This window comes from Phenylobacterium sp. FG114 (genome assembly GCF_057809855.1).
The window spans coordinates 14255-28224 of sequence record NZ_JBMDKU010000007.1; the positions used below are offsets into that span (position 1 = coordinate 14255).

A 13970-nucleotide genomic window follows, 5' to 3' on the forward strand; every position below is an offset into this window, starting at 1 on the left:
AGCGATCAGTTAATCCGGACGAACGTGGGTCAGTAGGCCCGTGTGTCGCCGAAGATCAGGGGCAGGGTGCGCCAGATGATCTTCATGTCGAGGGCGAACGACCAGGTGTCCACATACTCGTTGTCGGCCCCGACGCGATCGACGATGGCCTGCAGCTCCTTGACCTCGCCGCGGAAGCCGCAGACCGCCGCGTAACCGGTCAGCCCCGGGCGCGCGCGAAAGCGGCGATCGTAGCCGGGCACCTGCTGGCCCCACATCTCGTCGTGGGCCACGGCGTGCGGGCGCGGGCCGATCAGGGACATGTCGCCCCGCAGGACATTCAGCAACTGCGGCAGCTCATCCAGGCTGAGCTTGCGCAGGACGGCGCCCAGCGCGGTGACCCGCGCGTCGCCGCGCGTGGCTTGGCGGACGGTCTCGCCATCCTCGGCCACGGTCATGGTGCGGAACTTGAAAACCGTGAACACTACGCCATGCAGGCCCGTGCGGCGCTGGCGGAACAGGGCGGGGCCCTTGCTCTCCAGCCGCACCAGCAGCGCGATGGTCAGCAGCAGCGGCAGGAACACCAGTAGCGCGGCCAGGGCCATGGTGAAGTCGAAGGCGCGCTTTCGGCGGCTGGTGGCGCAGGCGGCTGTGGTCAGAGGCGCCGGCGCGACCGCCGGCTTCGGCCCGTTCGCGGGCGTCCAGTTCGTCGCCTCGGCGTGGGCGTGGAACTCCGCCATCTTACTCATAGCAGGCTCTGCGGTCGGGCCGTCCGAAGGCGTGGAGGTCTCGCAGGAAGGCGTCCATCGCCTCGGCGCTCCACAGCCGGACCCGGAGCTTCGGTCCGTGGGTGTCGATCTCGGTCGAGATGTGGGCGTCGCCGTCGACCTCGGCTGCGTGCGCGCCGACGAAGCCATAGAATGCGGCGCGGATTCGGTCCGCATCGTCTTCCGCCTGAAATCGCGTCTCAAAACCGGACATTTCCCCGACCCGCCCCGTCGATTGTGCAGGGTTCGCAGCAAGAGCCGCGCCACGGGTCCCGTCCCGGTGACTGCGCAATCTTGGCTATATTCGGCGAAGTGGGCCGTTCGGTTGCAGTTAGGGTTGATAAATCGTCACCGTAAGGGCGACGGCCGCTCAGTAGGCCTGAGGGTCGCGGAAGATGATCATCGCGGTCTTGGCCAGGATCGCGATGTCGAGGCCGAACGACCAGCTGTCGATGTAGAGGTTGTCGGCCGCGATCCGGTCGCGCATGCAGCGCAGGTCCTGGATCTCGCCCCGCAGGCCGTTGACCTGGGCAAGGCCGGTCAGGCCGGGCTTCGTGCGGAAGCGATCCACATAGGCGGGGATCAGGTCGCCGTAGTAGTCGTCGTGCGCAAGCGCGTGCGGACGAGGGCCCACCAGCGACATGTCCCCCTTCAGCACATTGAAGAACTGGGGCAGCTCGTCGAGGCTGAGCTTGCGCAGGACCGCGCCGATCGCCGTGACCCGCGCGTCGCCCTTGGTGGCCTGCTTCACGTTCCCGCAGTCCTCGGCCACGGTCATCGTGCGGAACTTGTAGATCGTGAAGATCCGGCCCTGGTGGCCCGTCCGGCGCTGCTTGAAGATCACCGGCCCGCCGGACTCCAGGCGCACCAGCATCGCGATGGTCAGCAGCAGCGGCAGAAAGATCAGCAGGGCGACGAGCGCGCCGGCGACGTCGACGGCGCGCTTGCCGATGCTGCGGGCCACGTCGACGGCCTCGGGCGTCAGCAATCCTCGAACCGTGGGCTCTTCGGCCGACGGCGCGGTACTGACGATCCTGGCGACGACATCCGTCATCGAAAACGCACCCCGATCTACCCCAAGCCCCCGGACGTCGCTCCCGACATCATGGTTGCTTCCCCGTTAGCCCTTTTCCCAAACGAACTGTTCACGCTCATCGGTACTTAATGTGACACAGCCCGAAAATTGGGCGGTGTCGAGGTAAAAACATGCCGTCCGACGTGTCCGTCGAACTGGTTACCCAAGTCGCCGACGCACAGCCGGCCCGCCGCCTCCCGGTCGGCATGGGCCTAGCCATCGGCGCTTGCGCGTCGCTGGCGCTCTGGACCTGCATCGGCTTGGGTCTGCGCGCGCTCCTCGCCTGAGAGCCGCGGTCCCCCTCCAGGTCCGCCGCGCGGAAAAGCATACACAGACTTATACTTAAGGCGTTTTACCCGTCTCCGCGGCGGAGAGCAATCTGCGCGAATCCCGTTCGCTGGAGCCGCGGGGCGGCGAGGCGGCTCATCGTGCGGTTTGCGAAGGGCGCTGAAGAGGATAGGTGAGCCCCGCGGTCGCCAAGGCCGTGATGGAGGCCGTCCCTGTCCACCCCCCGAGATCCCGGACCGCCGCCCCCTGGCGGCTTTCGCGACCTGCGAGTGGCCGCCGCTTGGTACGATGCCTGGTTGGTCGGCGCGGCGCTGCCGCTGTGGGCGAGCGTCGGCGTCGATCCCGACACGGGAGCCTTTCGGGAGGCGCTGACATGGCCGGGCGCGCCCCACGATCCGCGCTACCGGGCCCGCGTCCAGGCGCGCCAGGCCTTCGTCTATGCCACCGCAGCGACCGAGGGTCTGTGGGCGTCCGACGCCGTGGCGCGCCGCGGGTTCGAGCTTTTCGCGCGGCGTGCGGCGCGCGGAGACGGCCTGTTCATGGCCGTCCTGGACCCTGCAGGAGCGCCGATCGACGCCACGGCCTATCTTTACGAGCACGCCTTCGTCCTGCTGGCCCTGTCCGCGCTGGGGGACGAGGCGCGCGCGCTGGAGCTGAGACGCGCGCTCGAGCTGTTCCGGCATGAGGCCGGCGGCTTTCATGAAGCGGGAACGCATCCCTTCCAGGCCAATGCCCAGATGCACCTGCTTGAGGCCTCCCTGGCCTGGGAGGCGGCCGGCGGCGAGGCGGGCTGGGCGGCGCTTTCGGACGAGCTGGTCGAGCTGGCGCTCGGCCGCTTCATCGATGCGGAGAGCGGCGCGCTTTCGGAGTTCTTCAACGGCGACTGGCGGCCGCTCCCGGGGCCGTCCGGGTTGATCGAGCCGGGCCATCAATTCGAATGGGCCTGGCTGCTGGAGCGCTGGGGTCGCGCGCGGGGGCGGCCGGAGGGACTGGAGGCGGCGAGGCGGCTGTTCGCGGTGGGCCGCAAGGGCTTCGATCCGGCGCGACGGGTTGCGGTGGACGCGCTGACCGACGACCTGGCCGTGCGTGACGCGGGGGCCCGACTGTGGCCGCAGACCGAGCATCTCAAGGCGGCGCTGGTTCTGGGCGATGAAGCGGCCGCCCTGCAAGGCGTGAACGGCCTGCTGGGCTATCTGGACACGCCGGCCCGTGGCGTCTGGCGCGAGCGAATGCGGGGTGACGGAAGCTTCGTCGAGGAGCCGTCGCCCGCCACCTCGTTCTATCATCTGTACCTGGCGGCCCGCGAACTGGCGCGGTTCGCGGGCGAACCGTGCTAGTCAGCCGCGAAATGGCGCTAAACCCCTTCACCCAGAGCCCCGCCAAGATCGCCGTCATCGGCCTGGGCTACGTCGGCCTGCCGCTGGCCGTGGCCTTCGCCGCGGAGCACGACGTGGTGGGCTTCGACATTGGCGCCGCGCGGGTCGCCGAGCTTTCGCGCGGCGAAGACCGGACGCTGGAGGTGGCCGGCGAAGCCTTGGCGGCGGCGTCGCGGCTCACGTTCACCGCCGATCCTGACGCCCTGGCCGGCTGCAACGTCTTCATCGTCACGGTTCCGACGCCCATCGACGATCACAAGCGGCCGGACCTGTCGGCGTTGATGGCGGCCAGCCGCACCGTCGGCGGCGCGATCGGTCGGGGTGGGGTCGTGATCTACGAATCCACCGTCTATCCCGGCGCCACGGAGGAAGACTGCGTGCCCGTGGTCGCCGAGGTGTCGGGCCTGACGTTCAACCGCGATTTCTTCGCCGGCTACAGTCCGGAGCGCGCCAATCCGGGCGACCCGCACCACCGCCTGGCCGACATCGTCAAGGTCACCGCCGGCTCGACGCCGGAGGCGGCCGATTTCGTGGACGGGCTCTATCGCTCGGTTGTGACGGCCGGCACACACCGCGCCACCTCGATCCGGGTCGCCGAGGCGGCCAAGGTGATCGAGAACACCCAGCGCGACCTGAACATCGCCCTGGTGAACGAATTCGCGTTGATCTTCCGTCGCTTGGGCGTCGATACGCAGGAAGTCCTGGCCGCGGCGGCGACCAAGTGGAATTTCCTCAACTTCCGCCCTGGCCTGGTGGGCGGCCACTGCATCGGGGTCGATCCCTATTACCTGACCCACAAGGCCGAGACCGTCGGATACCGGCCCGAGGTGATCCTGGCGGGGCGCCGGATCAACGACGGCATGGGCGGGTATGTGGCGCGCGAACTGGTCAAGGAGATGATCCGGCGGGGGCGGCTCGTGAAGGGCAGCCGGGTCCTGGTCCTGGGATTGGCCTTCAAGGAAAATACGCCCGACCTCCGAAACACCCGCGTGATCGACATCGTCCGCGAGCTGGCGGAATACGGCGTGGACGTTGACGTCTCCGACCCTTGGATCGACGACGACGAGGCCCGTGGGGAATATGGCCTGGACCTGGTCGAGACGCCCGAGGCCGGGGCCTACGACGGGATCGTCCTGGCCGTGGCGCACCGCCAGTTTCTGGAACTCGGGGCGGAACGGATCCGCGCCTATGGCGTCGAAGACGTGGTGCTGTTCGACGTGAAGGCGGCGCTGGCCAAGGGGGAGGCCGATCTCCGCCTTTGAGCGGCCTTGTCACCCGCTTAAGCCCTGGTCTCATATGGTCTGTCGAATGGGGAGGACCTGTCGCTTGCCGAAATCGCTTCGACGGATCGCACAGCTCGCGCTGCTCACGCTGGCCATCGCCGCGCCGGCGGCCGAGGCGCGGCCCTATTTCGTGGTCAACCCCGTCTCGGACGTCTGGGTGGTGTTCGACCCCTCCGCCCGCGAGCAGGCGTCCGAGCCGGATGTCACCAAGGTCTGGATGGTCACGGTCCAGCGCAACATCCTGACGACCGACCCGCCGCAGCCCGGATATGTCCGGAGCCTCAACGAATACGACTGCAAACGGCAGCGGATGCGCTGGCTGAACTTCGCGGCCTTCTTCCGCGACGGCTCGTCGGCGGTCGAGAGGGTCAATCCCTCACCGCAATGGGAGCCCGTGAACACCAGCCGGTCGCGTCAGGCGGAGCTGAGCCTGGTGTGCGGACAGACGCGCGGACGGGCGGTGGTGGCCGCCGACAGCCTGGCCAAGATCGTCGTGACGCTAATGGGAAGCTGGGACGCGCTGCCGGTCGCCACGGCCCCGGTGGGGCCTCCCCCGGTCGGAACCCCGAAGGTCGCGCCGCCGACGCCCAAGGCCCCCCCCACGAAGGCTCCCGCCGGCAAACCGGCGACGCCGAAGCCTTAGGCCGGACCTCGGCGCCTCATCGGTACGCAAGGCGCCCGTCGGATAGGCGCCTGTCACCGAACCGTTGTTTGAACCAGCTAGACCGTTTCCAACGCCACGCGGGGCGGGCCAACGTGGCCTTGCCCTTCGGGGCGTTTCCTCCCTGAACTCGCCGCGCCCCAAAAAGGCGCGGCTTTTTGTTTGTGCAGGGCTGCGACGCGAAAAAGGCCGCGGGCGAACCCGCGGCCTCTCCAAGGCTTGGCGTCTACTCAGAAGGTGTAGGCGATCTTGCCATAGTAGTAGCCGCCGTTGATCCCGAAGGACGAGAAGGTCGGATACTGGGTCACGTAGCCGTTGGCGTTGCCCGTCAGGAAGGTGTTCCGGTAGTCCGGATTCAGCTTGTCGGGGTACTTGTTGAACAGGTTGTTGGCGCCGATGGTGAGCTTCACAGGCTCGATGATCCGATAGCTGATCTCCAGGTCCGTGATGAAGGCGGCGTCGATCTTGTTCTTGAAGCAGGTCGGAAGCGTTGAGCCCGTCGTCAGCGGACAGCCGGTGCGGCTGTCATAGCGGGACGAGGGTCCGTAGAGCGTCTCCTTCAGGTTCACGCTCAGCTTGTCCCACGTCCACACCGCGCCCAGCACGAAGCGATACTTGGGCGCGGTGGTCTCCAGGTTGCCGATCGCGGTCAGGTCGAACAGCGACGCCCCGGCGAGCTGGGCCGGGGGGGCGGCGATCTTGGTGACCTTGGTGTCGGTCAGATTGCCGGTGAACGACCACTGCACGTTGCCCCAGTCCGCGAGATCCTGGGTGGTGGTGACGACGAGTTCGGCGCCGCGCGTGCGGGTGTTGAGACCGTTGGTGAAGATGTTGATCCCCGTCTGGGTGACGGTGGGATCCAGCACGTTGCCGTTGGCGATGATCGCCGCCCGCACCGCCGGGATGTTCACGTCGCCGCCCGACCCGAACAGCGAGCCCGAACCGACGATCCGGTCGCGGATGCTGATCTGATAAAGGTCGAGGGTCGCGGTGACGCCCCAGCCGGGGTGGGTCACGAAGCCGACGCTGAAATTGCGCGACTTTTCGGGATCCAGACCGTTGACGCCGACCAGGGCCGCGGCGGCGGAGTTCGGCGGCAGCTGCACGAAGGCCGAGGTAGGGGACACGTTGGTCGCGGAGTAGTAGCTCTCGGCGAGAGTCGGGGCGCGGAAGCCCGTGCTGGCCGTGCCGCGGATGGCGATCTGTTCGTTGAAGTCGTAGCGGCCGGTCCCCTTGACGATGAATGTGTCGCCGAAGTCGCTGAAGTGCTCATAGCGCGCCGCAAGGTCGAGCTTCAGGGGTTCGCTCGGGTTGAGGGCGACGTTGCCGTAGACCGCGTAGCTGCGGCGGCTGTGCTTGCCGGCGTCGGTAAGCTGGAAGCCGGGGTAGGACTGCGAGCCTTCCTTGTAGCGCGACGCCGCGTCGCCCGGCTTGATCTCGTAGGTCTCGCGCCGGTACTCGCCGCCGAAGGCCACGTTCATCGGGCTCGCCATCCCGACGTCGTATTCCTTGGAGAGGTCGAGCTGGGTGGTCCACTGGGTGAAGATGAAGTCGCCGGCGTGGAAGTCGGTCGGCGAGGACCCGGGCGTCGTGGCCGTCGAGGTGTCGATGTAAAGGGACCGGTTCAGCGAGTCCTTCACATTGACCGAAACGTTGTCTTTTCCGTAGGTCGAGGCCAGGTCGTAGCTCCAGCCGCCGGCCGCCAGGCCCTTGATGCCCGCTGTGGCGGCGTAGTCGGTCTCGTAGATCACCTCGCGCGGGCTGAACCCGAGCGGGCGCGGCACGGTGCCATCCCGGCCGACCACCAGGTTTGGAACCCGATAGTTCTCATAGGCCGAGGCGTATTTGTCGCCGTAGGTGCCGAAGCTGTAGAGCTCGACGTCGCCGAGCTCGATGCCGAAGTTGTACGAGCCGATGTTCAGTCGGTATTCGGCGTCGCCCGCGATGCGGTTGATATACGGAAAGTCGGGGTGGCCGGCGAGTTGGGGATAGCGCGACAACCGCGACGTCGAGTTGACGTTCGTCGGCAGGTTCAGGACCCGCGGGTCGACGTCGCCCCGGAAGCTGTAGTCGTGATAGCGCGTTTGATAGGTCAGGTTCAGGTACGAGTTCTCGACCGGCTTGAACCCGACGTTCAGCGTCAGGTCGGCGGTCTCGCCGCCGCCGCTCATGTACTTGCCGGCGCTGGCCGTGATGCCGCCGCCTTCGTCGGCGTCCTTCAGGATGATGTTGATCACGCCCGCGATGGCGTCCGAGCCGTATTGGGCGGCGGCGCCCTCCTGCAGCACCTCGACGTGACTGACGGCGCCCAGGCTGACGAAGTTGAGGTCGGCCGCCGCGCCCCCCTGGAACGGGCCGCCCAGGACCGCGAGATTGGCGGTGCCGTGGCGGCGCTTGCCGTTGATCAGCACCAGGGCGTGGTTGGGCGACAGGCCGCGCAGCTTGGCCGAGAGCGTCAGGTTGGCGGTGTCGCCGCCGAACGCCTGGGCGTTGAAGGACGGCACGTTCTGGGCGATCGCCTGGATCAGGTCGGTCTGGCCGACGCGGGACAGGGCCGTGGAATCCAGGACCGTGATGGGTGCGGGGCTGTCGACCGCGCGCAGGCCGGTCGTGCGGGTGCCGGTGACGATGACGGCGTCCAGCTCCGCCGTGTCCGCCGCGCCGTCCGCCTCCGCGGCCTGGACGGCGCCAGCCATGGCGAGGCCAAGCACCAGGGCGCTTACGCCCGAAAACAACCTCTTCATTATACTTAGACCCCCTCGTTTTCGATGTGGGCCCTTCTCGGCGTCTTCCCCTCGTGCGAGCGCCATTGAACATCGGCGTCGCATAACGAGGGTCAGCACCACGCGCGCCCCGGTTCGAGTCAATAAGTCCCGGAGCGAGGATCGCGGTCGTCTTTGTTGCATGATGAAAATATTTGCGACCGCGCATCGCGATGCGGCATGAATATTGATTTTGACATGAAGGAGAATTATGCCGACTCGAAGAATTCTGTGCGCGCAAATTCGACGCTCACGTCAGTTGGCGAATTCTTGTGCTCAACCTGCCGCTTCCATCGCCAGGTCTTCGCGAAACTGCTCAAATCCTCATCGGCCGCCTTGTCAGCCCGGTCCCGCCGGGGCGTTTGAAGCCACCCGCAAGGAGGGCCGGGCGGGGCACAGGCGGAGGGCGTTATGAGGCTTAGTCGGCGGAACTTCCTGCACAGGATCGGGGCGGCCGGGGGCTATGCGGCAGCCTATTCCGCGATGGTCAGCCTCGGCCTGATGGCGACGCCCGCCAAGGCCGGGCCACTGCAGCTTCCCGCGACCATCGGGGCCGGGAAGAGCGTCATCGTGCTGGGCGGCGGCATCGCCGGCCTCACGGCGGCTTACGAACTGGAACGCGCGGGATTCTCGGTCACGCTGCTCGAGGCTCGCGACCGCGTCGGCGGCCGCAACTGGACCCTGCGCAACGGCTCCAAGGTCGAGATGGTGGGGGAGGCGACCCAGACGGTCTCGTTCTCGGACGGCCTCTACATGAACGCCGGGCCCGCGCGGATCCCGAGCCACCACGAAGGCCTCCTCGGCTATTGCGACAAGCTGGGCGTGCCGCTGGAGGTCGAAATCAACTCCAGCCGTAGCGCCTATTTCTGGTCGGCCGGCTCGAACGGCGGCAAGCCGATCCAGATGCGCCAGGGGGTGAACGACACCCGCGGCTACATCTCCGAGCTGTTGGCCAAGGCGCTGAACAAGGGCGCGCTCGACCAGGACCTGACGGCCGAGGACAAGCAGAAGCTGCTGCCGTTCCTGCGCGCATATGGGGACCTGGACCAGGGCATGGCGTTCAAGGGCACCGAGCGCTCTGGCTTCGCGCAGGTTCCCGGCGCCGCCGCGCAGTTCGGCAAAGGCCGCGACCCGCTGCCCCTGAGGGAGCTGCTGGCCAATGAGCAGCTGGGCTCCACCCTGTTCGAAGACATGGTCTACATGCAGGCGACCATGTTCCAGCCGGTGGGCGGCATGGACCGCATCGCCGCGGGCTTCCAGCGGGCGATCCGGAGCCCGGTGATCCGGAATGCCGAGGTGCTGCAGATTCGCCAGACCAGCGGCGGCGTGGCGGTCGCGTGGCGCGACCGGGGAGGCGGGCCGAACCAGGTGTCGCAGGCCGACTATGCCATCGTCACCATCCCACTGAACATCCTCAGCAAGATCGACAGCAATTTCGACAAGCCGGTGAAGGCGGCGATCGCCTCCGTACCCTACGACTATTCCAACAAGATCGGCTTCGACGCGCCGCGCTTCTGGGAGAAACAGCAGATCTTCGGCGGCATCTCGTTCGTGGGCGGCGACACCAGCTTGGTCTGGTATCCGTCGAACGGCCTGCACACGGCGCGCGGCATGCTGCTGGCCTGCTACGGGTCGGGCCCGAACGCCAAGGGCTTCGCGGCGCGCCCGTTGGAAGAGCAGATCGCCATCGCCCGGGGGGTGGTCGGGCGGCTGCACCCCGGCCACGAGGGCGAACTGAGCAATCCGGTGGTGGTGAACTGGAGCAAGATCCCGTTCAACCTGGGACCCTGGCCGGCGTGGAGCGGGGCGAGCGGTCAGGAGGGCCATCTGGACGATCCGGCCTACCGGCTGCTGAACGAACCGCACGGCCGCGTCTATTTCTCGGGCGCCCACCTGTCGCAGATGCCGGGGTGGCAGGAAGGCGCGGTGCTTTCCGCGCAACGTACGCTAGGCCAGATCGCGACCCGCGTGTCACAGTCGGTGGCGGAGAACCGCGCCACCCGGCCCGCGGCCTGACGTCTTTTCGAGGGGAGAACCATGCGCAAGATCCTGCTGTCCGCCGCCGTCCTCACGCTGGCCGCGAGCGCCGCCCAGGCGGAGAACCTCCATGTCAATCCGTCGAACGCCTTCATTTCCAGCGCCGTGAAGGTGCCGGCCGGTTCGGAGACGCTCTACGTCAGCGGCATCACCCCCGACACCGTCGCGGGTGCGCCGGCGGCCACGCCGTTCGGCGACACCAAGACCCAGGTGATCAGCATCCTGACCAAGATCCAGGGGATCATGAAGGCGCAGGGCTACGAGCTCAGCGACACCGTCATGATGCGCGTGTTGCTGGTGGGCGACCCGGCCAAGGGCGGCGGCATGGACTTCGCCGGCATGATGGAAGGCTACAACCAGTTCTACGGGCCGCTGAAGAATAAGCCGGCGCGCATCACCTCCCAGGTCGCCGCGCTGGTGCGACCCGGGATGTATGCCGAGATCGAGGTGCAGGCGGCGAAGACGCCGGCGAAGTAGGTCCTACCGGTCGCCGGCGGGGGCGGCGCGCTCGCGGAGCGCGGCGCTCACCGCCGGGGCGTTCAGGTGGGCCTCGGCGCCGGCCACCGCGTCGCGGAAGCAAGCGGACTGCCGCACGGCCGCCTGGTATTCGCGAACGCTGAACGCGGAGGCGCCGCAGGCGCGGACCGCCGCGCGCTCGATGCGACCCGCCATCAAGGCCGCGCCGCTGGCGCTGCCGAGGTCGAGGCCCGTTGGAGAAACGGCGATCGAGGTGGTCACCGTGGCGGCCGTGGCCGGCGCGACGGCGATCATGGCGAAGAGCGCCGAGGCGGCGAGAAGCTTCATGGGGGACTCCTTCCTGCGGCCGGTCGTTGCGCCGGCTTGTGTCGTTAGCGATCTAACTAGTGCGCGCGGCTTGGGCGCGTAACCCAGAAGCGCGCTTGTTTCACGGGCAAGTGAGCGATTCCGCGGCCAGTTTGGTGAAAATGGCTTGGGCGGCCAGGTGATGCGCTGGCGGACCCTTGAGCGCGATCCGGAGTCGCGCGAGCTTTGCCACATGGATCGACGCAGACTGCTCACCCTCGGCGGCGCCGGGTTCGCCCTGGCCGCCGCGCCGCTCAGCCTCCGCGCGGCCGACCTGCCGGCCCGGCTCCCAAACCGGCCGCCGCCCATCGGCACGGCGGAACGTCAGGCGCGGATCGCCCGGGCCCAGAAGCTGATGCGCGAGCAGGGCGTCTCGGCGCTGCTGGTCGAGCCGGGCTCCAGTCTGGTCTATTTCACCGGCATCCGCTGGAGCCGCAGCGAACGGCTGACCTGCGCGCTGATCCCGGCGGAGGGCGAGATCGGCGTGGTGACCCCCTTCTTCGAGGAGCCGTCGATCCGCGAGATGCTGGACGTACCGGCGCAGGTCCGCACCTGGCAGGAGCATGAGGACCCGCTGGCGCTGGTGGCCGGCTGGCTGAGCGACCGCAAGCTGGGTTCCGGCGTCGTGGCTATCGAGGAGACCAACCGCTACTTCATCGTCGACGGGCTGAAGCGGAACTTGCCCACCGCGACGCTTCGGAACGGGGCGCCGGTGGTGCGCGGTTGCCGGATGATCAAGACGCCGGCCGAGATCGCGCTGATGCAGCACGCCTCGGACATCACCATCGCGGCCTACCGCTACACCATCCCGAAGATCGAGGCCGGCATGCGTCCTTCGGACATCGGTAGGATGATGAACCAGGCGACCATGGCGCTGGGCGGCGATCCCGAGTTCGAGCTGATCCTGTTGGGCGAGGCGGCGGCCTATCCGCACGGCTCGGGCAAGCCTCAGTCGGTGAAGGCGGGCGAGGTGGTCCTGATGGATTGCGGCTGCACCGTCGAGGGCTACCAGTCGGATATCTCCCGCACCTTCGTCTACGGCGAGCCGACCCCGAAGCAGCGCAAGGTGTGGAGCGAAGTTCAGAAGGGCCAGCAGATCGCCTTCGAGGCGGCGAAGCTTGGCGCGGCCTGCGGCAGCGTCGACGACGCCGTGCGCAGCTACTACGTCGGCCTGGGCTATGGCCCCGACTACAAGCTGCCCGGCCTGTCGCATAGGACGGGCCACGGCATCGGGATGGACGGGCACGAGCCGGTGAACCTGGTGCGGGGCGAGACCACGACGCTGGCCTCGGGGATGTGCTTCTCGGACGAGCCCGGGATCTACATTCCCGGCGAGTTCGGCGTGCGTCTTGAGGATTGCTTCCACATGACGCCGCAGGGGCCCAAGTGGTTCTCCCAGCCCTCGGCCGCGATCGACAGGCCCGTCTAGCGCTCCACGAAGGCCGCGAGGTTGGCGAGGCTGGAGTCCATGCCCAACTGGTGGTCCTCGGCGCTGATCCCCGGCGGGACGTTGGAGATCGCCACGTCGACACGGGCGCCGCCGTCGACAGCCGTAAAGGTCGTCGTGATGGTCATGGCGCCGGCGAAGGCTGCGTCATCGGTCTCGAAGCGCACCTGCTCGACGATCCGCCTGTCGGGGATCAACTCCACGAAGCGGCCTTCGAAGACGTCGGCCTTGTCGTTCGTCTTGCCTTGCCCGGCGGCGACATAGACGAGGGCCATGCGATAGCCCCCGCCTTCGCGCGGGTCGAAGCTGTAGACCTCGCCTCGCATGCCCTGGGGAGCCCGCCAGGCGGCGAGGGCGGCCGGATCGAGATGCGCCCGGTAGATCGCCGCCGGCGAGGCCTCGATCGTGCGGGACGCCCGGTCGATCCGCGCCATCCTCAGACTCCGTAGTACTCGCGATACCAGTCGACGAAGCGGCCGACGCCGACCTCGACCGAGGTGGACGGCGCATAGTCCAGCACGGCCTTGGTCTCGGCGGTGTCCGCCTCGGTGCTGGCCACGTCGCCGGGCTGCATCGGCATGAAATTGATCTGCGCCTTCCGGCCCAGCTTCTCCTCCAGCACCTCGACGTAGCGCATCAGTTCGACCCGGCGGCTGGCGCCGAGGTTGAGGATCCGCCAGGGCGCCGAACTGGTGGCGGGATCGGCGGCCTCCGAGTCCCACGCCGGGTTCTCGGCCGGCGGGCGGTCGAGGGCGGCGACCAGACCATCGACGATGTCGTCCACATAGGTGAAATCGCGCGACATCTGGCCCTGGCCGTACACGTCGATCGGCTGGCCCTTCAGGATGGCGTCGGTGAACTTGAAGAGCGCCATGTCGGGCCGGCCCCAGGGGCCGTAGACCGTGAAGAAGCGGAAGCCGGTGCAAGGGATGCCGAACAGGTGGGCGTAGGAGTGCGCCATGGCCTCGTTGGCGGCCTTGCTGGCGGCATAGAGCGTGATCGGGTGCGTGGCCGCGTCATGCACATTGAACGGCAGCTTGGTCTGGTTGCCGTAGATCGAGCTGGTCGATGCGAAGACCAGGTGCTTCGGCTGGGTGGCGCGGCAACCTTCGAGGATGTTCAGGAAGCCCACGACGTTGGAGTCCACGTAGGTCTCGGGGCTCTCCAGGCTGTAGCGGACGCCGGCCTGGGCGGCGAGGTTGACCAAATGGCTGGGCTTCACCTCGGCGAACAGCGCCGGGACGCCCTGGCGGTCGGCGAGGTCCAGCTTGGCATGCCGGTAACCCTTGTAGCCCTCCAGGATCGCCAGCCGCGACGCCTTCAGCTTGGGATCGTAGTAGGCGTTCAGGCTGTCGAGCCCCACCACCGTATCGCCGCGTTCGAGCAGCCGGCGGCTGAGATGAAAGCCGATGAAGCCGGCCGAGCCGGTGACCAGGATCGTCAAGGTGTCGCCTCGCTGCTTGTGCGCGAAGC

General features: G+C 67.8%; 14 protein-coding genes. 7 read left to right on the forward strand and 7 right to left on the reverse strand.

Annotation, left to right across the window (positions count from 1 at the left end; genetic code table 11):
* Nucleotides 1-29: 29 nt before the first annotated feature.
* The 3 genes from ACODSY_RS13185 to ACODSY_RS13195 form a co-directional block, all read right to left on the reverse strand.
* The gene (locus ACODSY_RS13185; RefSeq protein ID WP_488952213.1) at nucleotides 30-728 is read right to left on the reverse strand and encodes a sugar transferase; all 699 of its coding nucleotides are present in this window, start codon (nucleotides 726-728) and stop codon (nucleotides 30-32) included.
* On the reverse strand, nucleotides 721-960 hold the full coding sequence (locus ACODSY_RS13190) for a hypothetical protein (RefSeq protein WP_488952214.1): 240 nt from the start codon (nucleotides 958-960) through the stop codon (nucleotides 721-723). The genes ACODSY_RS13185 and ACODSY_RS13190 overlap by 8 nt, the downstream gene beginning before the upstream one ends.
* 156 nt (nucleotides 961-1116) lie before the next feature.
* Complete coding sequence (locus ACODSY_RS13195; protein ID WP_488952215.1) at nucleotides 1117-1800, reverse strand: exopolysaccharide biosynthesis polyprenyl glycosylphosphotransferase; 684 nt, start codon at nucleotides 1798-1800, stop codon at nucleotides 1117-1119.
* Between the two features lie 164 nt (nucleotides 1801-1964).
* On the opposite strand from ACODSY_RS13195, the gene ACODSY_RS13200 reads away from it, so the two are divergent.
* The 4 genes from ACODSY_RS13200 (at nucleotide 1965) to ACODSY_RS13215 (ending at nucleotide 5411) form a co-directional block, all read left to right on the forward strand.
* Entirely contained in the window at nucleotides 1965-2108 is a 144-nt protein-coding gene (locus tag ACODSY_RS13200) for a hypothetical protein (protein ID WP_488952216.1), read from the forward strand.
* 270 nt (nucleotides 2109-2378) lie between these two features.
* Entirely contained in the window at nucleotides 2379-3446 is a 1068-nt protein-coding gene (locus tag ACODSY_RS13205; RefSeq protein WP_488952217.1) for an AGE family epimerase/isomerase, read from the forward strand.
* A gap of 11 nt (nucleotides 3447-3457) precedes the next feature.
* A complete protein-coding gene (locus ACODSY_RS13210) occupies nucleotides 3458-4747 on the forward strand; it encodes a nucleotide sugar dehydrogenase (protein ID WP_488952218.1) in 1290 nt (429 codons plus the stop codon).
* 64 nt (nucleotides 4748-4811) lie between these two features.
* On the forward strand, nucleotides 4812-5411 hold the full coding sequence (locus tag ACODSY_RS13215; RefSeq protein WP_488952219.1) for a surface-adhesin E family protein: 600 nt from the start codon (nucleotides 4812-4814) through the stop codon (nucleotides 5409-5411).
* 248 nt (nucleotides 5412-5659) lie between these two features.
* On the opposite strand, the gene ACODSY_RS13220 is transcribed toward ACODSY_RS13215, so the two are convergent.
* Nucleotides 5660-8173, reverse strand: a complete 2514-nt coding sequence (locus ACODSY_RS13220; RefSeq protein ID WP_488952220.1) for a TonB-dependent receptor plug domain-containing protein — start codon at nucleotides 8171-8173, stop codon at nucleotides 5660-5662.
* 429 nt (nucleotides 8174-8602) lie between these two features.
* Between ACODSY_RS13220 and ACODSY_RS13225 the strand changes: the two genes are divergently transcribed.
* Nucleotides 8603-10207 (forward strand): flavin monoamine oxidase family protein, encoded by a 1605-nt coding sequence (locus ACODSY_RS13225; RefSeq protein ID WP_488952221.1) that lies wholly within the window; start codon nucleotides 8603-8605, stop codon nucleotides 10205-10207.
* Nucleotides 10208-10228: 21 nt separating this feature from the next.
* Nucleotides 10229-10705: a RidA family protein gene (locus tag ACODSY_RS13230; RefSeq protein WP_488952222.1), complete on the forward strand. Its 477-nt coding sequence runs from the start codon at nucleotides 10229-10231 to the stop codon at nucleotides 10703-10705.
* Between the two features lie 3 nt (nucleotides 10706-10708).
* Here ACODSY_RS13230 and ACODSY_RS13235 read toward each other — a convergent pair whose 3' ends face one another.
* Complete coding sequence (locus tag ACODSY_RS13235; protein WP_488952223.1) at nucleotides 10709-11032, reverse strand: UrcA family protein; 324 nt, start codon at nucleotides 11030-11032, stop codon at nucleotides 10709-10711.
* A 211-nt stretch (nucleotides 11033-11243) separates the two neighbouring features.
* Here ACODSY_RS13235 and ACODSY_RS13240 point away from each other — a divergent pair, with 211 nt between their 5' ends.
* A complete protein-coding gene (locus ACODSY_RS13240) occupies nucleotides 11244-12479 on the forward strand; it encodes a M24 family metallopeptidase (RefSeq protein ID WP_488952224.1) in 1236 nt (411 codons plus the stop codon).
* Here the strand turns inward: ACODSY_RS13240 and ACODSY_RS13245 are convergent.
* Nucleotides 12476-12931: an SRPBCC family protein gene (locus ACODSY_RS13245; protein WP_488952225.1), complete on the reverse strand. Its 456-nt coding sequence runs from the start codon at nucleotides 12929-12931 to the stop codon at nucleotides 12476-12478. The genes ACODSY_RS13240 and ACODSY_RS13245 overlap by 4 nt on opposite strands.
* A gap of 2 nt (nucleotides 12932-12933) precedes the next feature.
* Nucleotides 12934-13941 carry an NAD-dependent epimerase gene (locus ACODSY_RS13250; protein WP_488952226.1) on the reverse strand — a complete coding sequence of 336 codons (1008 nt, stop codon included), beginning with the start codon at nucleotides 13939-13941 and terminating at the stop codon, nucleotides 12934-12936.
* Between the last annotated feature and the right edge of the window lie 29 nt (nucleotides 13942-13970).